This is a genomic window from Haloglycomyces albus DSM 45210, assembly GCF_000527155.1.
Taxonomy (GTDB): Bacteria; Actinomycetota; Actinomycetes; order Mycobacteriales; family Micromonosporaceae; genus Haloglycomyces; species Haloglycomyces albus.
Genome location: NZ_AZUQ01000001.1, coordinates 2,269,534 through 2,290,515, shown reverse-complemented (window position 1 = coordinate 2,290,515; position 20,982 = coordinate 2,269,534). Strand labels below are relative to the sequence as shown.

The window sequence follows — 20,982 nt, the reverse complement described above, 5'->3', positions numbered from 1 at the left end:
GTCGGGCCGCGGATCGTCGGGAGTCGAGAGCAGGTGACGGGACCTGTCTACACTCGATCGCCATCCGGACCACCGTTATCGGTGCAGCAACATTCCCGAAATTACTATAGGTACTATTTACTGCACATATTGTCATTACAGATTATTGGCACGCACTCCCGGTTGTCACCCCCTTGTCACAAAGTTGACATTTCTACATTCATTAACACAATTTCCCGTAGCACAAGGTGCGCAACGCATTCCAATGTCCGCAATCTGCCCCTGATCCCCTTGGTCCGGTCATACCAGCCGTCTTACATAGTAGGAGCATTGGACAACCGGGGGCAGTTTTCATTGACAAATAGTTTTCTTTCTATATTATTTCAGTTGCGGGAATGGATGCGTTGTCCATTCAAACCTCCGCACAATGAAAAGGAAGTTCAATGCGATCGCGAAGAACATTCGCTGCATTCGGTTCTTCAGTTTTGGCCGCAACAGGACTCACCGTTCTTTCACTGACCACCCCGGCACAGGCGGAAGAACCCACTGCGTTCGAACAGGCCCATGAGGAGCTAAGCAGCACGGTCGATCCCAGCATGCTTGAGGCCCTATCCGAGGAACTCGACCTGCCCCATGCCGATGTTATGGATCGACTGGCAACGGCAAAGGTCGGGGCATGGATCGAACAGTCCATACAGTTCGACCTAGGCGACTCGTACGCGGGAACGTGGGTCAGCGAAGACGTCGATGAGATCTTCGTTGCCACCACCGACTCGGCGGCGAAATCCGATATCACCGCACAGGGCGCGACTCCCGTCGTCGTCGACCACAGCTACGCGCAACTGGATACCTGGAAAGCGGATCTCGATGCGGTGGCCCATAACAACGGAGTCAGCTCCGACGTTTACAGCTGGGCCGTGGACGTCGATGACAACGGCCTCACAGTCAGTGCCGCCAATGAGGACGTCGCCGCAGAATTCATCGCGGCCGCCGACGTCGATCCAAATCTAGTCACCGTCGAGATCGACGATCTCGATTTGGAATTGGCAGCCGACATCCGTGGCGGGGAGGCCTACTGGACCAGCCAGTATCGTTGTTCCGTCGGATTCTCCTCCACGCACCCGACGTATGGCGACGGGTTCACCACCGCAGGGCACTGCGGCGGAACCGGTGAACCGATCTCGGACGGCACCGGCTCTGGAGGCCAGTTCCGACACTCCACGTTCCCCGGGCAGGACATTGCCTGGGTAGAGGCAGGTTCGAGCTGGGAAGCGGCTCCCTTGGTATACACCTGGGGTCAAGGCGATCGTCAGGTACACGACGGTACGGAAGCACCTGTCGGAGCGGACATCTGTCGATCCGGATCCACTACCAACTGGCAATGCGGCCAGGTGCAAGGCAAGAATGAATCGGTCAACTACCCCGAAGGCACTGTCGGACAATTGACCCGCACCTCGACCTGTGCGGAAGGCGGCGATTCCGGGGGCGCGTTCATTTCCGGAAACAGCGCTCAGGGCCAGACGTCAGGCGGCCAAACCGGCTGCCCTGGAAGCGGTCCCATTTGGTTCTCCACATTGTCTGGAGCGCTGAACTTGGCGGGAGCGACACTGACGACCACCGGGAACGGCGAGGAGGACGGTTTTGCCATATCTCTGAGTCCCAATAACTTGGAACTCGATCCCGGTTCTGAAGGCAATGTATCTCTGAACTCGGAGACCCTGTCGGGTCAACCGCAAAACCTCAATCTGTCCGCGACCGGGGCACCCAGTGGTGTCAGCCTCGCCTTCGAGTCCGACACCATCACCAGTGGACAGTCCACGTCGGTGAACGTCGTCGTCAAAGATTACGTTGCCGACGGCACCTACACCATTACCGTTTCCGCCATGGGAAGTGAGGAGCGTACCGCCGATCTGACGCTGACGGTCGGTGACGACGGCGGCGACCCAGGTGGATCGTGGGAACCGTGGACGCAATATTCGGCCGGTGATCAGGTAACTTACGGCGGAAGCACTTATGAGTGCCGGATCAGCCACACCTCGCTGCCCGGTTGGGAACCGCCGACCACTCCGTCTCTCTGGCAGGAGGTTTAAGCCCATCGTCAGGCGATAGCTAGAAAACGGCACAAGCCGAGGTAAGAACGTATTCTTACCTCGGCTTGAATTCATTTTTACAACACCATTGCGTTCTTCAATGTCTTCATGCAATACTTACTGGAACGTAATATTACGCATGAGTAAGTACTGTTTTCAACTGTCGCTTAGGAGGCCCCTATGTCAGCCTCGACCGCAGCCTCACAGGACGATAAGCTCGTCCTTCAACCGCGGAATGTAGAGTTCAACTGGTCAAAGGTGCCCTTGCACTGGATTCCGAATGAACCGTTCGCCACACACACGATCAATGTTCTTCATCTTCTTCTTCCCGAAGGTGAACGCTGGTTTATTCGCGTCTTCGAAGAAGCATTGCCGTATATCCAGGACGAGGAACTCCGCAAGGACGTACTCGGTTTCATCGGGCAAGAGGCTCTGCACGCCGACGCACACGAGCGCGTACTCGATCACCTTAAGGAACAGGGCATCGACTGCGAGCCCTATCAGGAGCACATGCGGTGGCTATTCCATCGTGCTCTGGGAGATAAACCAGGTCTCTCCGAGTCACAGAGCAAGCGGTACCTCCAGGAGCGCGTAGCACTCATCGCCGCGATCGAGCACTTCACCGCCTTCCTCGGCCAATGGGCCCTCGACGCGGAGGGTTTGGACGCGGCCAATGCCGACCCCATGATGGTTGACCTACTGCGCTGGCACGGCGCCGAAGAAGTGGAACACCGCTCGGTGGCTTTCGACTTGGCTCAACACCTCGCCCCCAGCTATCCCTTGCGTATTAAATCGGCGCTCATCAGCGTCACCACTCTTCTCGCGCTCTGGTGGCGCGGAGTGCGATTCTTCCTACAATCGGACCCGGCAACCCGTGGTCGTCGTCTGGCGCGAGCCGGTCGATACTACCGAGCCAGTCAGCGCGGTCTGCTTCCTGGACTCGGGTCCATGACTCGCACCTACATGCGGTATATGAAACCGTCCTACCACCCATTGCAGGACTTCAATACCGCCCAAGCCATCGCTTATCTCGCCACATCCCCAGCCGCTCGAGCCGCTCATTAGATTGAGGCGCAATGTCAAACAAGTCAGAATTGCCTGGCGACCTCTACGGTCGCCAGCATACCGATCGTTACATCCGGTTCCTCGACCTATTGTTCAAGGGCAATGCCGTCATTAACCGACACCTATTGCGACCGGTCAAATCGCAGCCGCCCAAGGACCGTAGTTTCAAAGTCACCGTGACCGCCACAAAGAAAGAAGCAGACGGTGTCGTCAGCGTTCGCTTGGAAAGCGCGGACGGAACTCCACTTCCTCCATGGAGCGCGGGTGCTCACGTTGACCTCACCCTTCCATCAGGACTTAAACGGCAGTATTCCCTGTCGGGAGACCCGGCGCAACGCACCCATTATCGAATCGCCGTTCGCTTGATCAATAAGAAGGGCGGTTCCGGAGAGATCCACCGCTTGAAGAAGGGCACGGTACTCACCGTCAGCGGTCCGCATAATGCGTTTCCTCTGGTGACAGATCGCCCCATCCATTTCATCGCCGGGGGAATCGGAATCACGCCCTTGTTGGCAATGATCCACCACTGTGAACGGGTCGGGCACAACTGGCGTCTTACCTACACCGGGCGCAGCCGAAAGAGCCTTCCGTTCATCCGGGAGCTTCAGGCTCTGGATTCCAAGCGGGTCCATATCCTTTCCGACGAGGACAACGGAACTCCTGATATCGCCGAAATACTCGCCCAAACTCCTCAGGACGCCGCGGTGTACTGTTGCGGCCCACCACCGATGCTCAAGGCCGCATACGCCGCCTTCGAGGAGAGTCCGGCGTTCCGAATCCATACCGAACGATTCTCCCCACCGCCCATTGTGGATGGAAAACCATTCCAAATCCAGGTCGGGCAAGGCGGGCCGGTATTGGACGTACCAGACGACCAAACCGCACTCGACGTTTTGACCGACCACGATCCGTCGACACAGTATTCCTGCCGGCAGGGCTTCTGCGGCACATGCAAAGTCAAGGTCCTGTCCGGAGAAGTCATTCATCACGATTCACGATTGGGCGAGGAAGAACGCCGACGCGGTGACGCCCTTATCTGTGTTTCGCGCTCTGATAACGACCGTCTCGTCCTGGACCTGTAACACCAAGGGGAGCGCATATGGCTGCACCTGAATTCAACTATAGCGAAAAAGACATCAAGCGCTTCCGGGAGTTGCAACAGATCGCTTACGATTGTGCGACGACCACTGCCGCTTGGTTGGAAACGGGCGTCACCGAAAAAGAAGCCGCAGCTAAACTGCGTCGCGAATTGGTCAAGGCGGGCGTACAGGATTTCTTCCATGTCCCCTTTGCCTGGTTCGGCCGACGAACCGCCTTCCGACGCTTCAAAGTACCACTGCAATTCTTTCCGACCAATAAACGGCTGCATGAGAAAACCCCGTTCGTCCTCGATTGCGCTCCCATCATTGACGGATACACCGCAGATATTGGCTACGGCGGGGTCCTCGGGCACAATCCAACCTGGGACAAACTCGACGAGGACTTGTCGGCGTGCCGAGATTTCATACTGGCCAAAGTCAAAGAAGGACTGACGCTCGACGACATCTATACCGAAGTCGATGAACTCGTCGCTTCCCAAGGTAACGACAATCGCCACCGCGTCTATCCCGGCCGGGTCATCGGACATCGCGTCACCCGTCTCAAGGGCTTCGGACCGGGACGGTTCACCATGTTCGGATTCGGCATCCGCACCCTCCAGACCCTGGGACGCGAGTTCGTCACCGACAAGATCAAAGGACGTTCTCCCCTGTGGGCCGATGGGCGGGCCTCCCGTCATGCGCCTACACCAGGTCTGTGGGCGGTAGAACCACACATCGGGCGTGGCGACGTTGGCATCAAGTTCGAAGAAATACTGGTCGTTACCGACGATGACGCCTATTGGCTGGATGACGACCTGCCCCATGTACGCCGCTGGAACCGGAAGAAAGCGAAGTCATGACCACCAATAGCATCATGGAGCCACCCGCCTCCAATACCGGCCCGATAGACCTCCCGGCACCTACAGATTTTGTGGTCTCGGACGACGGGGTTCGTCTTGCCGTCTATCAGGCTGGAGACCGTAACAATCCAACCGTGATTTTGGTCCACGGATACCCGGACAACCACCAGGTCTGGGACGATGTCGCGGAGAAACTCAAGAACAGCTACCACGTTGTACGTTACGACGTACGGGGTTCGGGACGGTCCCAGCGGCCGGAACGGCTGCGCGATTATCGGTTGGACCGCCTCGCGAGCGATCTTCACACCGTGGCCAATGCGGTATCTCCTGGCGAAAGAGTCCATGTCGTCGGACATGACTGGGGTTCGATTCAGGCGTGGGAAGCCATGACCGATATTGGGGCCGAAAGTCGGTTTGCATCATTTACCTCGATATCAGGTCCGTCCCTAGACCACACGGGAAAATGGTGGCGGCACAATATCAGTCACCCGACCCCGCGTAACGTCGCTGATCTTACCGGACAGTTTCTCCACTCTTGGTACATCGGATACTTTCATACTCCGGTCGTCGCCAAAATGACCTGGAAGATGCTGGGCCCCAAACTCAGCGCCGCCATCGGGCAAACCCCCAGCGAAACCATCAAGGCAGACGCTGTGAGCGGGCTCCGCTTGTATAGGGCCAACATGTTCCCACGACTCACACGACCTCGGTCTCGTAGCACTGTAGTTCCCGTGCACCAGATTGTGCCTACAAAGGACCGCTTCGTGCGACCTCAGTTGGCGCGCTCGGCCGAACGCTGGGCACCTCGCCTCTGGCGGACGACGCTGGAGGCACCGCACTGGGCACCGAATACGCACCCGAACGAACTTGCGGTCCATATTGATGAGTTCGTCAATGCGATTACGACCGATACGGCTCCCGAGGCTTCCAAGGTGTTGCTTGAGCCCCCTCGCAAACCTCGATTCGAAGGTCAGGTTGCCGTCATTACCGGCGCTGGAAGCGGCATTGGCAGAGCCACGGCGCTCGAGATGGCTACCGAAGGCGCGATTGTGGTCGCAGCTGATATCAATATCGACGGTGCGCGCGAGACCTGCCGCCTGATTGAGCACAGTGAAGGGCTCGCCAAGGCATACAAGGTGAACGTATCTGACTTCGATGAGGTGCAGAGCTTCGCTAAGCAGGTCATGGCCGATGTCGGAGTTCCCAATGTTCTGGTTAACAATGCGGGGATCGCACATTCGGGAGCGTTCCTTGACACTCCCGTCGATCGATGGCAACAGCTGATGGATGTCAACTTCTGGGGAATCGTCTACGGGTGTAAAGCCTTCGCCCCCGCCATGGTGGAACGAGGAAACGGGCATATCGTCAATGTCGCTTCGGCTGCGGCGTACTCTCCTGTCCGTATCCTTCCTGCCTATGCCACTAGCAAATCGGCTGCACTCATGGCGTCGGAATGTCTACGTGTGGAATTGGCACCGACGGATATCTCCGTATCGGCGATCTGCCCTGGTTTTGTCAGTACGAATATTACCCAGGCATCGACATTCTCAAGCAAGGAAGACTCGACTGAAGACGACCAACGTAACCACGCGACTAAGCTCTTCGCCATCAAGGGTTACGGACCTGAAAAGATCGCTAAGAACATCGTGAAGGCCGCTGTCAAGGACAGAGCCGTTGTACCGCTTACCTTCGACGGCAAGATGGCTCGGTTTGGTTCGCGCTTCAGCCCTGGCATCATGCGCCTAGTGGGGAGGGTCGACCCCTCCTAAAACATCGTAGCGGCGTCAAAATTAGCTGGTAACACAAGACTGGGGCGGTGGTGGTCGATTTCGACCACCACCGCCCCAGTTGCTGTCAAAACAACAATTTCAGAACGCACATGACTGCAACGTTTTCGTTCTACCGCTTCGCTACAAGCTTGCGTGGAACAAGTCCGTTCTGTAAGTGGTTCTGGCGGCAGACAACAATCCGCCTTCTACTCCATTCCATACCCCTACCACCAGACACAAAAAGGAGAAGGGGGAAAAGCCACTATAAGAGTGGCTTTTCCCCCTTCTCCTCACATAAAATTAAATTGTTTGGCAGCGACCTACTCTCCCACACCCCCACGAGTGCAGTACCATCAGCGCAGAAAGCCTTAACCACCAGGTTCGGAATGGAACTGAGTGTACCCCTCCCGCACACACCACCAAACAAAAACACACAGGCCAACACACCCAGGAACACAAACCCCAGCATGTTGCCTCAGAATCATATAATGCACGTGAGCATCAAATCTCTACCCCAACCAACCCCCAAAAAAGGGAAATATTGGTTAAGCTCTCGGCCATTAGTACCGGTCCACTCCACAAGTCACCCTGCTTCCATACCCGGCCTATCAACCCCATCATCTCTAGGGAACCTCACCAACAAACCAATGTTGACGGAGATCTCATCTCGAAGCACGCTTCCCACTTAGATGCTTTCAGCGGTTATCGCTCCCGAACGTAGCCAACCAGCCATGCCCCTGGCGGAACAACTGGCACACCAGCGGTTCGTCCATCCCGGTCCTCTCGTACTAGGGACAGCCCCTCATCAAATCTCCAACGCGCGCGGCGGATAGGGACCGAACTGTCTCACGACGTTCTAAACCCAGCTCGCGTGCCGCTTTAATGGGCGAACAGCCCAACCCTTGGGACCAACTCCAGCCCCAGGATGCGACGAGCCGACATCGAGGTGCCAAACCATCCCGTCGATACGGACTCTTGGGGAAGATCAGCCTGTTATCCCCGGGGTACCTTTTATCCGTTGAGCGACACCACACCCGTACGTTGATGCCGGATCACTAGCCCCAACTTTCGTTCCTGCTCGACCCGTCAGTCTCACAGTCAAGCACCCTTATACGCTTACACTCACCAACTGGTTTCCAACCAGCCCGAGGGCACCATTGAACGCCTCCGTTACCATTTAGGAGGCAACCGCCCCAGTTAAACTACCCACCAGGCACTGTCCCCCAACCCGATCAGGGCCGAAGGTTAGACACACCATCAAACCAGAGCAGTATTTCACCAACGACTCCACCAACACTAGCGTGCCAGCTTCCCAGTCTCCTGCCTATCCTACACAAACCAAACAGTGCACCAATACCAAGCTATAGTAAAGGTCCCGGGGTCTTTCCGTCCTGCCGCGCGAAACGAGCATCTTTACTCGTACTGCAATTTCGCCGAGCATATGGTTGAGACAGCAAGGGAATCGTTACGCCATTCGTGCAGGTCGGAACTTACCCGACAAGGAATTTCGCTACCTTAGGATGGTTATAGTTACCACCGCCGTTTACTGGCGCTTCAATTCACCACGACACCCCACAGGGCTAATGGATCCTCTTAACGTTCCAGCACCGGGCAGGCGTCAGTCCATATACCTCACCTCACGGCTTCGCATGGACCTATGTTTTTAGTAAACAGTCGTTCCCCACCAGACTCTGCAACCCCCACCAGCTCACAGTCGCTTGACTACACCAGTAAGGGCCCTCCTTCTCCCGAAGTTACGGAGGCAATTTGCCGAATTCCTTAACCATACATCACTCGAACGCCTCAGTATACTCTACCTGACCACCAGTGTCGGTTTAGGGTACGGGCCGAACAACACTCGCTAGAGGCTTTTCTCGACACCACGGAATCACAGAATTCAACCCAACGGTCTACGCATCAGCGCTCACCCACACCCACTCAAGGGCCATTGCTCGGATTTACCTAAACAACGGGCTACCACCTTACCCCGCCTCATCCACCAGACGGTACTGCTATCCCCATGCGTCACCCCATCACTACACTACCAACAGAAAGGACCCCAACCAGATCAAAACAGCCAAGAAGCAAAACCCCTCAACCATCCGTCACCAGCCGGTTAGCATAACTGCCTTCGCACAACACGCATCACTCGGGTACCGGAATATCAACCGGTCAACCATCGACTACGCCTCACGGCCTCGCCTTAGGACCCGACTAACCCAGAGCGGAACAACCGTCCTCTGGAACCCTTAGTCAAACGGCGGACTAGATTCTCACTAGCCTTACGCTACTCATGCCTGCATTCTCACTCGCACACACTCCACGGACACACCCCAACGGGCTAGCTCACGCTTCCGCTTCCCCGCATGCACGACGCTCCCCTACCCACACACAACCACCAACGTGGCCACATGCGCTACGGCTTCGGCGGTGCACTTCAGCCCCGCTACATTATCGGCGCTCAACCACTCGACCAGTGAGCTATTACGCACTCTTTCAAGGATGGCTGCTTCTAAGCCAACCTCCTGGCTGTCAACGCGATCAAACATCCTTTTCCACTCAGCACACCCTTAGGGGCCTTAGCCGGTAATCAGGGCTGTTTCCCTCTCGACCCTTGATCTTTTCACCAACAGTCTCACTGCCAACACCACACAACAGCATTCGAAGTTTAACTCGAGTCAGTAACCAACACGGCCCATTCCCGAATCAGAGCCCTACCACCATCACATGAACATGTTGACGCTGTACCTAAATACATTTCGGGGAGAACCAGCTATCACGGAGTTTGATTGGCCTTTCACCCCTACCCACACCTCATCCCCCCAATTTGCAACTTAGGTGGGTTCGGGCCTCCACACGCTCTTACACGCGCTTCACCCTGGACATGGGTAGATCACCCCGCTTCGGGTCTAAAACACACAACTCTACGCCCTCTTCAGACTCGCTTTCGCTCCGGCTACCCCACAACAGGTTAACCTCGCTGCACACCTTAACTCGCAGGCTCATTCTTCAAAAGGCACGCCATCACCCACACCCACCAAAAGACAGGCAACAGGCTCTGACGGCTTACAGGCACACGGTTTCAAGCACTCTTTCACTCCCCTCCCGGGGTACTTTTCACCATTCCCTCACGGTACTCATCCACTATCGGTCACCAAACACGTTTAGGCTTACCAGACGGTCCTGGCAGATTCACACAAGGCTCCACGAACCCCGCACTACTCGAGCATCACACCAACACATGCACACCAGCCTTCACCTACAGGACTCTCACCCACTCCGGTTGACCATCCCAAGCCATTCAGCTAACCAGCACACACACGCACGCCCCCGGTAGAAGACGACCAGCGCAACCTCACAACCCCGCAACCGCAACAGCTACCGCCTCTTCACACGATCACAGTTTAGCCTCCATCCGCTTTCGCTCGCCACTACTCACGAAATCACTATTGTTTTCTCCAACAGGTACTAAGATGTTTCACTTCCCCGCACACCACCAACTGGCCTATACATTCAACCAGCAGCAACCGACCACCAAGCCGGCTAGGTTACCCCATTCGGAAACCCTGGGATCAACGCCCTGTTGACAACTCCCCCAGGAATATCGCAGCCTCACACGTCCTTCATCGGCATCATTCGGCACCAAGGCATCCACCATGCGCCCTACACAACTTAACCAACACACACCCACACACACCACACACGACAAAGCAGCCCGCTCATGCACCACCACGAAGACACAACCCCGCAACAGCCACACCAACACACCACCCACGCGCCACAGCACATGTAGGCACAAGTCAGTCAGGATAGAAACATAAAGACACTCACGCACACTATACAAATCTCAAACAACACACCAGCCAATGCACACGCACACAACACGCACCACACCAACCAACACATCACCACCACACCATCCACAACAGACAACACAGCAGCAATCCGCCAGCCAATGCACACACGCCACACACGCTCAACATCAACCCGCTCCAAGGCCTATCGCCTCAGAACCCAAACAGGGTGCCACACCAACACCAGAACCACCAACACAGCACCCCCAGCACCACCATCAAACAACAGTGACAACAAGAAACACCACACCAGCAAACACCAGCATCAATGCGTAAATAGACAGTCAACGAGTAAACGACACACCATAAAAAACAATCAGTCCACATCCAAAACAGCACAACAACAAACGACACTCGCCGCTCGCGCCAACCAACACCACAATCAACAACCACTAACCAAACCAATGATCACCAATCATCAACTGCACACAGCATCAGCCAGACCATTCCAGACAATAAAGAAACCACCAACTACTCACCACCAGTCAGACTCAACCAACCAGCAGCACACCATCAGACACCCAAAAGCACCCAACAGCAACTTCATCAGCAATCCCTCAACAGACTCCTTAGAAAGGAGGTGATCCAGCCGCACCTTCCGGTACGGCTACCTTGTTACGACTTCGTCCTAATCGCCAGCCCCACCTTCGACCACTCCCCCCAGCAAAAACCGGTTAGGCCGCAGGCTTCGGGTGTTGCCAACTTTCATGACGTGACGGGCGGTGTGTACAAGGCCCGGGAACGCATTCACCGCAGCGTTGCTGATCTGCGATTACTAGCGACTCCACCTTCATCGAGCCGAGTTGCAGACTCGAATCCGAACCACGACCGGCTTTACAGAGATTCGCTCCACCTCACAGCTTCGCTACCCGCTGTACCGGCCAATGTAGCATGCGTGAAGCCCTGGACATAAGGGGCATGATGACTTGACCTCATCCCCACCCTCCTCCGGTTTAACACCGGCAGTCTCCCGCAAGTCCCCAGCCGAACTGCTGGCAATACAGGATAAGGGTTGCGCTCGTTGCGGGACTTAACCCAACATCTCACGACACGAGCTGACGACAGCCATGCACCACCTGTCACCCAGTCCGAAGAAACCCACATCTCTGCAGGCGTCCGGGTGATGTCAAACCCAGGTAAGGTTCTTCGCGTTGCATCGAATTAATCCGCATGCTCCGCCGCTTGTGCGGGCCCCCGTCAATTCCTTTGAGTTTTAGCCTTGCGACCGTACTCCCCAGGCGGGGCGCTTAATGCGTTAGCTACGGCACAGAACCCACAAAAGAGCCCCACACCTAGCGCCCACCGTTTACAGCATGGACTACCAGGGTATCTAATCCTGTTCGCTCCCCACGCTTTCGCTCCTCAGCGTCAGAACAAGCCCAGAGATCCGCCTTCGCCACCGGTGTTCCTCCACATATCTGCGCATTCCACCGCTACACGTAGAATTCCAATCTCCCCTACTTGCCTCAAGCCTGCCCGTATCCACCGCAAAACAATGATTAAGTCACTGCCTTTCACGACAGACGCAACAAGCCGCCTACGAGCCCTTTACGCCCAATAAATCCGGACAACGCTCGCGCCCTACGTCTTACCGCGGCTGCTGGCACGTAGTTAGCCGGCACTTATTCAAACACTACCGTCAACAGACAACAAGCCTGCCTTCGCCATGAATAAAAGGAGTTTACAATCCGAAAACCGTCATCCTCCACGCGACGTCGCTGCATCAGGGTTCCCCCCATTGTGCAATATTCCCCACTGCTGCCTCCCGTAGGAGTCTGGGCCGTATCTCAGTCCCAATGTGACCGACCGCCCTCTCAGGCCGGCTACCCGTCACCGCCTTGGTAGGCCATCACCCCACCAACAAACTGATAGGCCGCAAGCCCCTCTCCAGCCGAAAAAACTTTCCACACACCACCATGCGATGACATGTCATATCCAGTATTAGCTGCCGTTTCCAGCAGTTATCCCAAAGCCAGAGGCAGGTTACTTACGTGTTACTCACCCGTTCGCCACTCGAGTACCCAGCAAGCTGGGCCTTTCCGTTCGACTTGCATGTGTGAAGCACGCCGCCAGCGTTCGTCCTGAGCCAGGATCAAACTCTCCAACAAAAACCAAAAACAAAAATGTTAAGGCAAATGCCGAAAACTCAACCTGACCACAATAATCCAAAAAATATCGGAATAAAGAAATCAACAGTCATACAAACCAACCAAACAACACCACCACCATGCCCAAACAGACACAACAACAGCATCATCCAGCCAGCCCGCACGCTGACTATCCAAACACCCTGTTCAGTTCTCAAACAACACGCCACAACCAACAACACCACAAAACAGCATCACCAGCCGAAGCAACCCCTCAACATTACCAAACCCCACCAGAAAGTCAAGAACAACCCCCAGTAGACCGCATCACACAGACACGCCAGCAAGCCAAAGGCACCACCAACACAACCAAACAACACCCAACCCCAACAGAGCCAAGCCACCCACAACAACACAACCAAAATGTCGCATTCCTGCCGGTCTGTCCGATTGCCTCGGCGACAAGAACTAATTTACGGCATCGTAGAAGTGCTCATGTAAGGGGGGTGCGTGCTCGAAGACACATACATTGACCTGCACAAACGTAACTTTGACGTCTTCTGGCGCTTACCTGAAGTTAATTGAGGGGTGGACCGAGCAAGATCGGTCCACCCCTCAATTAATAGATCCAGTATCGGATTGACATCAGATCTCTCGTACGGCTCCGTCCGATGCAGGAGTTGCCATAGACGCATAGGCTTTGAGCGCTTTGCTCACGGTACGGTCGCGATCAACCGGTGTGTACGGAGCATCCCGCTTCTCCTGCGCTATCTTCCGCTCCTGCAACGCGTTCGCGCTGACCATCAGGTCAATCCGTCGCTTGGGGATATCGATTTGGATCGTGTCACCGTCTTCCACCAGGCCGATCGTTCCTTCTCCGGCAGCTTCAGGACTGATGTGACCGATCGACAGCCCGGACGTTCCTCCCGAGAAACGACCATCGGTAATCAACGCGCACTTTTGTCCCAGGCCACGCCCCTTCAAAAACGACGTGGGATACAGCATCTCCTGCATTCCCGGGCCGCCTTTGGGGCCTTCGTAACGGATCACAACGACATCACCTGCCACTACCTTCTTATTGAGAATACCGGTGACCGCATCGTCTTGAGACTCAAAGACAACGGCACGTCCTTCGAAGGTCAGACATTCGTCGGGGACGCCCGCGGTCTTCACCACGCACCCGTCCTCCGCCAAGTTCCCAAACAGAACGGCAAGACCGCCGTCGGCCGAATACGCATTGGCAACCGAGCGAATACAGCCGTCTTCATCGTCGACGTCGAGACTGTCCCAACGATTCTGTGTAGAGAACGGTTCAGTCGTACGAACACCTCCCGGTGCGGCGTGGAACAGTTCTTTAGCCTCCGTCGAAGGTGCGGCTGACCGAATGTCCCATTGGGAAAGCCAATCGTTCAGAGAGGGAGAATGAATGGCCCGCACATCCCGGTGCAACAATCCTCCCCGATCGAGTTCACCGAGGATCGCCGGAATACCACCCGCACGGTGTACATCCTCCATATGAAATTTCGGTGAGTTCGGCGCGACCTTCGAGAGACATGGGATGCTCCGACTGATGTCGTCGATATCAGCCACTTGAAAATCGAGTTCGGCCTCGCGAGCTGCTGCCAGGAGATGCAGAATCGTATTGGTCGATCCACCCATCGCTACATCGAGCGCCATGGCGTTTTCAAAGGCGTGCCGATTGGCAATGCTACGAGGAAGGACAGATGAATCGTCTTGATCGTAGTACTGGCGGCACAGTTCCATCACCGTCTCGCCCGCCTTGAAGAAGAGATCTTTACGCGCCGCGTGCGTGGCAAGGGTGGAACCGTTGCCCGGCAGCGAAAGGCCGATCGCTTCAGTCAAACAGTTCATGGAATTAGCCGTGAACATGCCGGAACAGGAACCACAGGTGGGACAGGCCGACTGCTCCATCGTAGTGAGTTCAGAGTCGCTGACACTGTCATCGGCAGTCGCGACCATGGCATCGACCAGATCAAGTTTCCGGGTAACGACCCCGTTATCGTCGACCGTTTTACCGGCCTCCATGGGACCACCGGAGACGAATACGACGGGGATGTTGAGACGCAGAGCTGCCATGAACATGCCCGGGGTGATCTTGTCGCAGTTGGAAATGCAGACCAAAGCGTCCGCACAGTGCGCGTTCACCATGTATTCCACGCTGTCGGCAATAATCTCCCTGCTCGGGAGGGAATAGAGCATCCCGCTATGCCCCATTGCGATACCGTCGTCAACGGCGATGGAATGAAATTCCTTGGCGACTCCACCGCTGGCCTCCACTGATTGAGCTACAAGGCCGCCGAGCTCCTTAAGGTGTACGTGGCCGGGAACGAACTGGGTATACGAATTGGCAATGGCGACAATCGGCTTGCCGAAATCGCCGTCCCCCATGCCGGTGGCGCGCCACAGCGCACGAGCACCGGCCATATTTCGACCGTGTGTGGTTGTTTTCGAACGTAGCTCTGCCATTAATCGATTCTCCCATGTTTCATATCATGGGACGTCTGGGGCTACATTCTGGGAGTTTTGTCGATAGGAGTCTTGGCAATCGACCGGCTCTACGCTAGACTCCTTCGCGCAGCGGGATTGTCGTATGAAGATTCTGGTCCAGAATTGCTGTTTCAGGAGCTTTGTCGTGATCCTGCTTGAAGCAATAAGGAGTAGTACTTGTCAGTACAGTTCAATCATACGATCATTGGATCTAGAGATAATCGAGTCTCAGCTGAGTATTTCGCCGAGCTGCTCGGCCTGAAAGTCGGAAAAGAGTGGGGACCGTTCATCCCCATCGAGTTGGAGAACGGCGTCACCCTCGACTTCGCCAACGTTCCCGAACACATCGAAGAAATTCAGCCGCAACACTATGCGTTCCTGGTTTCAGATGAGGTCTTCGACCGAGCTCTCGGTAAAATCCGGCAATGGGGACAGGACTATTGGGCCGATCCTCGGCAGCAGGTGAAGAACGATTACAACACCAATGACGGCGGTCGAGGATTTTATTTCCTTGACCCGGCGGGACACTACATGGAATTGATAACCGTCCCGTACGGCGGCTGGTCGGGCAGCGGTTCAGATACCCACGCATAAGAAACGATGTCGGTCGTAGACAAGCTTGGGTGGCCCCGGGGCACTGGGACCACCCAAGCTTCTTGTTTGTTCTCAGACGGTGCCGGCGGCCGTCCCGCAACTGTCAGGAGGAGTACGGGGCAACCGATACCGCTGTTACTCGTCGTTGCTCCACGCATGAACGACCGTCCCTAGAACCTGGTGGGCGGGAACCGTTCCGTGCTTGCGAGAGTCCTCTCCGGCCGGATTGTCGCTGAGTAGATAATAATGTCCCTCGGGAACGACTTCAGTGGAATCGGGAATGGTCTCCCCTGTCGTAGCGGCGACGCGTTTGATCCACCAGTGAGCGGACGTGCGGTTGTTTTTAGTCAACCGAGCGCGCTCGTCGGCTTCCAGCCAACCTGTCAGTGGATCGGGTGCGGCCACGATGACCACGTCGTCGTTCGACGCCTTCGTCGTACGGCGTACGAGGGCATCCATTTCAGGCGGGAACGTCGGAGTCATGCTTTCGCCGTTGACCGTGACGGTCAGCAGTCGACGAGCGACGAGAAAGTATCCGATTCCGATCGCTCCCGCAGTGACAAGAATGCCGAAGAGTGTCATCAGGGCATGTCCGCGATGACGTCGCCGATATCGCGGCGACGGCCTGTGAAGAAGGGGATCTCTTCGCGCACGTGGAGACGGGCGCGAGATGCTCGCAGTTCACGCATCAGATCGACGATCCGGTGGAGCTGACTGGCCTCGAAGGCAAGGATCCATTCGTAGTCTCCCAGCCCGAAACTCGCCACCGTGTTCGCCCGGACGTCAGGGTAGTCGCGCGCCATTTGACCGTGTTCGCGTAGCATGTCACGCCGCTCATCGTCAGGTAGCAGGTACCAGTCGTAGGAGCGCACAAACGGGTAGACGCAAATGTAATCGCGAGGTTCTTCGTCGGCCAGAAAGGCGGGGATGTGGCTCCGATTGAATTCGGCGGGCCGGTGCAGCGCCATATTGGACCAGACGGGCGCCAGGTGTCGCCCGAACGCCGTTCGCCGTAGTTCACTGTAGGCTTTCTGCAGGTCATCACTGTTATCAGCGTGCCACCAGACCATGAGGTCCGCATCGGCCCGCATTCCGGTGAGGTCATAGGTGCCACGCACGACGACGCCGTAATCCGCACAATGCTTTTCGAAGAATTCACGAGAATCGGCTATGAGGTCATTACGGATCGACGGCATCGGCTCGGAAAAGCGGAATACCGACCACAGCGTATAGCGGATACTGTTGTTTAGCTCGTTAATGCGCTGCGCATTTGAGTTGTTGCTTGATGCTTCGGACATTATCCTGCCTCTTCGATATGTATTTCCTGCGAAATTTCGTCCGCAACTCGGCGACCGGACGCTATGCACGATGCGATCCCAATGCCGTCGGCGGCGGCGCCTGCGATGGCCAGTCCATTCTTCCCGGCCAGTTCCGCCCGCGCTCCCTGCATCCGTTGCACGTGCCCCGGTGAGTACTGCGGCATGGCGTCGTTGTGCCGGTCGAGTCGTGATTCGATCGGCTCGGGAACCGTTTGTCCCAGATGTTCGGCCAAACCACCGAGCGCCGCTTGAACAAGGTCGTCGTCACTGGATTGGTGTAGTTCCGCAACGTCGCCGATCCGTCCCAGGCTGACGCGGACGATCGGTCGGCGGGATCGAATGTGCGGCCATTTGTGGGTAATGAAAGTGGAGGCCTTAACGAGCCCCTTTCCTTCCGCTACCAGGAATCCGGATCGTTCAGGCAGGTTGATCTCGTCAAAGGCGAAGGTGGCCAGCGCGATCGAGGCGTATTTTAGATTGTCAAGCGCCGTGCTCGTCTCCGGTGCCACGTGTTTTAGCAGGCGAGCGGTCACGTAAGCAGGGGTCGCTATGATGACGGCGTCTGCGCTGAATTGGAACGGGTTGGCGACGGGACCGGCGACGACATCCCAACCGTACGGGGTTTGATGGAGTTCACGAACGGTGACGCCGAGATTGATATTGGCTCCGGATGCCGCTGCGGTAGCCGTAATAAGGGCAGACAACCCGTTCTTTACGGTCGCGAACGGCGAGCGCGGTTGGCTGTTGGTGGACCGTTGGCTCTTGACCGCCTCGATCGCGCTGGGTACGCTGCTGTGCTCTCGTAGAGCAGCGGCCAGGGCGGGCATTGTCGCTTCGAGAGACAACTGGTCGGGATCTCCGGCATAGACTCCGCCGAGCAGAGGAGTCACGAGACGGTTGAGCACTTCGTCACCGTAGTGGGTGCGGACGAGCTCGCCCACGGAAATATCCTCTTCGGCGCCCAGCAGCGGAGCATTGGATTCATTGTCCGATACTTGTGGGCGTTGGGTACCGACGATTTCAGCGACGTCGTCAGGATCCTGTGGGATTCCCATGAACGTGCCGGTCGGTAGGTCGTGGAGCTGACCGTTGAAGCTCAACCCGGCCGGTACCGGGGCCGGTGCGACGAGTCGTTCGCTGAGGCCGACGGCTTTGGCGAGTTCGGTCGTCTCGGGGCGGGTCGCCAGCATGGATTCGGCTCCGGATTCGATCCGATAGCCGGCGAAGTCAACGGTTTTGATGCGGCCACCTAGCCGATCGGAGTGCTCGGCGATGGTGATGTCGGCGTCGGGACCGAGGTTCTCTCGGAGACGATGCGCGGCGGTGAGGCCGGTGATGCCTCCGCCGATGACCAGGATTCGTTTGGGTCCTTGGGTATTCATAATGGTGGCGTCAGCGGGTGGGCTGGCGTTGACTCCTTCCTCAACGTCGAGTGGTTTCATGAATGTGGTCGACGAGGCGTTTCAGTTGGTCGGGGTTGGTGGTGGGGTGAACGCCGTGCCCGAGATTGAAGATATGGCCGGGAGCCGCCTGTCCCGCCTGAAGGACCTTATCGGCTTCCTGAAGCATGATGTCGGTGTCGGCGAACGGTACCGTGGGGTCGAGATTGCCTTGGAGGACGGTTCCGGGAAGCCTTTCGGCCGCCTCGTCAAGTGTGGTGCGCCAATCTACTCCGATAACGCTCGCGCCCGTATCCCGCATGGATTCCAGAAGGTGGCTCGTCCCGACTCCGAAATAGGTTCGCGGAGTGCTTTCGCTGACGCTCATCATGGCCTGAGCCGCGTAGGGGAGGGCATAGGTTCGGAAATCGGCTTTACTGAGACTTCCGGCCCAGGAATCGAACAATTGGATCGCGCTCGCGCCCGCTTCCACTTGCACGCGGAGGAATTCGCCGCAGATTGCGGCCAACTTGTTCAGGAGCCTGTTCCACAGGTCGGGGTTGTTACGCATCATGGTCTTGGTGTTCAGGTAATCGCGTGACGGTCCGCCTTCGATGAGGTAGGAGGCCAGAGTATAAGGCGCTCCGGCGAAGCCGATGAGAGGCTTGTCGCCCAACTCTTTTGTGGCAAGACCGATGGCTTCTGTGATGTAGGGGATGTCGCAGGGGTCCAGGTTGCGAAGCCGTTCGAGGTCGGCCTCGGTGCGGAAGGGTTGATTGAGAACAGGGCCCGTTCCTGGAACGATATCGATATCGATACCGACCGCCGCCAGCGGTACGACGATGTCGGAGAAGAACACGGCCGCGTCTACGTCGTAGCGCTGCACCGGCTGCAGTGTGATCTCGCAGGTCATTTCGGGGTTAGTGCACGCCTCCAGCATGGTCGTGCCCGACCGCAGCTCACGGTATTCGGGAAGAGAACGCCCGGCTTGGCGCATGAACCAGACCGGAGTGTGCTGAGGAGTCTCGCCGCGCGCTGCGGCCATATAAGGAGAAGTGGACGTCGTCGTTGTACCCGCTGCCGTGGAATCCATGGTGCAATGGTGTCACGTCGTGTCCGGAGTCGCCGCTTTCCGGACGTGATTGTGGTACAAGAGCCTCATCGGAATGCTCTGATCTTCGAACATAAGGTGCAGACTTCCGCGAGGCGGGCTCCGTCGACCCAACGGTGTTCGCCATACCTCAGCTTTCTCTGTCACTAGGCGGAATGCCTGTGCGTCTTGTGGTGTTCAATTGGGATATGAGCGAATACGTACGTGGAGAGTACAAGGCACCCGGAGCGAAACTGGTGGTTCTGGAAGCCTGGGTGAGCGACGGGGTCATTGCCGACGCCAGATTGAGTGGGGATTTCTTTTTGGAACCGGACGAGGTTCTGGAAATTCTCAATGCCGCCCTGGTCGGTGTGTCGGTATCGGACCGAGACGACGAGATCGTGGCGCGCCTCAATACCGAGCTTCCACGAGACGTTTCCATGGTGGGAATCACTCCGGAGGCCGTCGTGGCGGCGTTCCGGCGTGCCATACCGACCTCTTCTCGCTGGTTGGACTACGACTGGCGGCTGATTCACGAGAAGCCGCAATCGCCCCTTACTCATATGGCCCTCGACGAGGTACTCGCCCGTCAGGTCGCGGATGGACGCCGACAACCGACCTTGCGTATTTGGGAATGGGCGGCGCCGACGGTGGTCCTAGGAAGTTTTCAGTCGGTTCGCAATGAGGTCGACGTGGATTCCGCCCGGCGCCACGGAATCGATGTCGTTCGCCGCATTTCCGGAGGCGGTGCCATGTTCATCGAGCCGGGGAACACCATCACGTACTCCCTGTACGCTCCCCCGGAGCTGGTGTCCGGCATGTCGTTTATCGACAGCTACGCGTTCCTGGACGACTGGGTGCTGGGAGCTTTGCGAGACGTCGGTATCACGGCTTGGTACGAACCCATCAACGACATCACTTCGGCCGAGGGCAAGGTCGCTGGAGCGGCGCAGAAGCGGCTTGCCGACGGCACCGTCCTGCATCACGTCACCATGGCCTATGACATCGATGCCGACAAAATGCTGGACGTCCTTCGGATCGGTCGGGAAAAGCTGGCAAAGAAGGGCACCCGTAGTGCGAACAAGCGTGTCGATCCGCTGCGGCGACAGACCGGGCTCGCGCGCGAGGTCATCGTCGATACCTTGATCGATCATTTCGCAGGTCGCTACGGCTTGCGCCCCGACCGTCCGAGTGAGTCCGAACATGACCGCGCGGAACGTCTGGTATCCGACAAATTCGCCACCGAGGACTGGCTCCACCGCGTTCCGTAAAGCGTCCTCGGAGGAGTCCGCACCGCCACACCTGTGGT

12 protein-coding genes and 3 rRNA genes are annotated in these 20,982 nt (G+C 56.9%); 7 read left to right on the top strand and 8 right to left on the bottom strand.

Annotation, left to right across the window (positions count from 1 at the left end):
• The first annotated feature begins 422 nt into the window (after positions 1 to 422).
• The 5 genes from HALAL_RS0110725 (at position 423) to HALAL_RS0110700 (ending at position 6,842) form a co-directional block, all read left to right on the top strand.
• Positions 423 to 2,069, top strand: a complete 1,647-nt coding sequence (locus HALAL_RS0110725) for a carbohydrate-binding protein (RefSeq protein WP_025274007.1) — start codon at positions 423 to 425, stop codon at positions 2,067 to 2,069.
• Positions 2,070 to 2,249: 180 nt separating this feature from the next.
• Complete coding sequence (locus tag HALAL_RS0110720) at positions 2,250 to 3,134, top strand: metal-dependent hydrolase (protein WP_025274006.1); 885 nt, start codon at positions 2,250 to 2,252, stop codon at positions 3,132 to 3,134.
• Positions 3,135 to 3,145: 11 nt separating this feature from the next.
• The gene (locus HALAL_RS0110715) at positions 3,146 to 4,216 is read left to right on the top strand and encodes a PDR/VanB family oxidoreductase (RefSeq protein WP_025274005.1); all 1,071 of its coding nucleotides are present in this window, start codon (positions 3,146 to 3,148) and stop codon (positions 4,214 to 4,216) included.
• Between the two features lie 17 nt (positions 4,217 to 4,233).
• Positions 4,234 to 5,073 (top strand): M24 family metallopeptidase, encoded by an 840-nt coding sequence (locus HALAL_RS0110710; RefSeq protein WP_025274004.1) that lies wholly within the window; start codon positions 4,234 to 4,236, stop codon positions 5,071 to 5,073.
• The gene (locus HALAL_RS0110700) at positions 5,070 to 6,842 is read left to right on the top strand and encodes an SDR family oxidoreductase (protein WP_025274003.1); all 1,773 of its coding nucleotides are present in this window, start codon (positions 5,070 to 5,072) and stop codon (positions 6,840 to 6,842) included. Before HALAL_RS0110710 ends, HALAL_RS0110700 begins: the two co-directional genes overlap by 4 nt.
• Before the next feature lie 307 nt (positions 6,843 to 7,149).
• On the opposite strand, the gene rrf is transcribed toward HALAL_RS0110700, so the two are convergent.
• From rrf to ilvD, 4 genes are all read right to left on the bottom strand, one after another.
• Positions 7,150 to 7,266: ribosomal RNA gene (gene rrf, locus HALAL_RS0110695) — 5S ribosomal RNA — on the bottom strand.
• 117 nt (positions 7,267 to 7,383) lie between these two features.
• Positions 7,384 to 10,520: ribosomal RNA gene (locus HALAL_RS0110690) — 23S ribosomal RNA — on the bottom strand.
• A 749-nt stretch (positions 10,521 to 11,269) separates the two neighbouring features.
• Positions 11,270 to 12,804 (bottom strand): 16S ribosomal RNA (locus tag HALAL_RS0110685).
• Together the 16S, 23S and 5S rRNA genes form the textbook arrangement of a ribosomal RNA operon.
• A gap of 624 nt (positions 12,805 to 13,428) precedes the next feature.
• Positions 13,429 to 15,270 carry a dihydroxy-acid dehydratase gene (ilvD, locus tag HALAL_RS0110680; protein WP_025274002.1) on the bottom strand — a complete coding sequence of 614 codons (1,842 nt, stop codon included), beginning with the start codon at positions 15,268 to 15,270 and terminating at the stop codon, positions 13,429 to 13,431.
• A gap of 198 nt (positions 15,271 to 15,468) precedes the next feature.
• Here ilvD and HALAL_RS0110675 point away from each other — a divergent pair, with 198 nt between their 5' ends.
• Positions 15,469 to 15,885, top strand: coding sequence for a VOC family protein (locus HALAL_RS0110675; protein WP_025274001.1), 417 nt, complete (start codon positions 15,469 to 15,471; stop codon positions 15,883 to 15,885).
• Between the two features lie 135 nt (positions 15,886 to 16,020).
• Here HALAL_RS0110675 and HALAL_RS0110670 read toward each other — a convergent pair whose 3' ends face one another.
• The 4 genes from HALAL_RS0110670 to hemE are packed head-to-tail and all read right to left on the bottom strand — an operon-like array spanning position 16,021 to position 19,676.
• Positions 16,021 to 16,467: a S26 family signal peptidase gene (locus HALAL_RS0110670; RefSeq protein ID WP_025274000.1), complete on the bottom strand. Its 447-nt coding sequence runs from the start codon at positions 16,465 to 16,467 to the stop codon at positions 16,021 to 16,023.
• Positions 16,467 to 17,183, bottom strand: coding sequence for a hydrogen peroxide-dependent heme synthase (hemQ, locus tag HALAL_RS0110665; protein WP_025273999.1), 717 nt, complete (start codon positions 17,181 to 17,183; stop codon positions 16,467 to 16,469). The genes HALAL_RS0110670 and hemQ overlap by 1 nt, the downstream gene beginning before the upstream one ends.
• Positions 17,183 to 18,646 carry a protoporphyrinogen oxidase gene (gene hemG / locus HALAL_RS0110660; RefSeq protein ID WP_051462908.1) on the bottom strand — a complete coding sequence of 488 codons (1,464 nt, stop codon included), beginning with the start codon at positions 18,644 to 18,646 and terminating at the stop codon, positions 17,183 to 17,185. The genes hemQ and hemG overlap by 1 nt, the downstream gene beginning before the upstream one ends.
• Positions 18,627 to 19,676, bottom strand: a complete 1,050-nt coding sequence (hemE, locus tag HALAL_RS0110655; protein ID WP_025273997.1) for a uroporphyrinogen decarboxylase — start codon at positions 19,674 to 19,676, stop codon at positions 18,627 to 18,629. Before hemE ends, hemG begins: the two co-directional genes overlap by 20 nt.
• Positions 19,677 to 19,882: 206 nt before the next feature.
• Between hemE and lplAB the strand changes: the two genes are divergently transcribed.
• Positions 19,883 to 20,944: a lipoate-protein ligase LplAB gene (lplAB, locus tag HALAL_RS0110650; RefSeq protein ID WP_029767764.1), complete on the top strand. Its 1,062-nt coding sequence runs from the start codon at positions 19,883 to 19,885 to the stop codon at positions 20,942 to 20,944.
• The last annotated feature ends 38 nt before the right edge of the window (positions 20,945 to 20,982 follow it).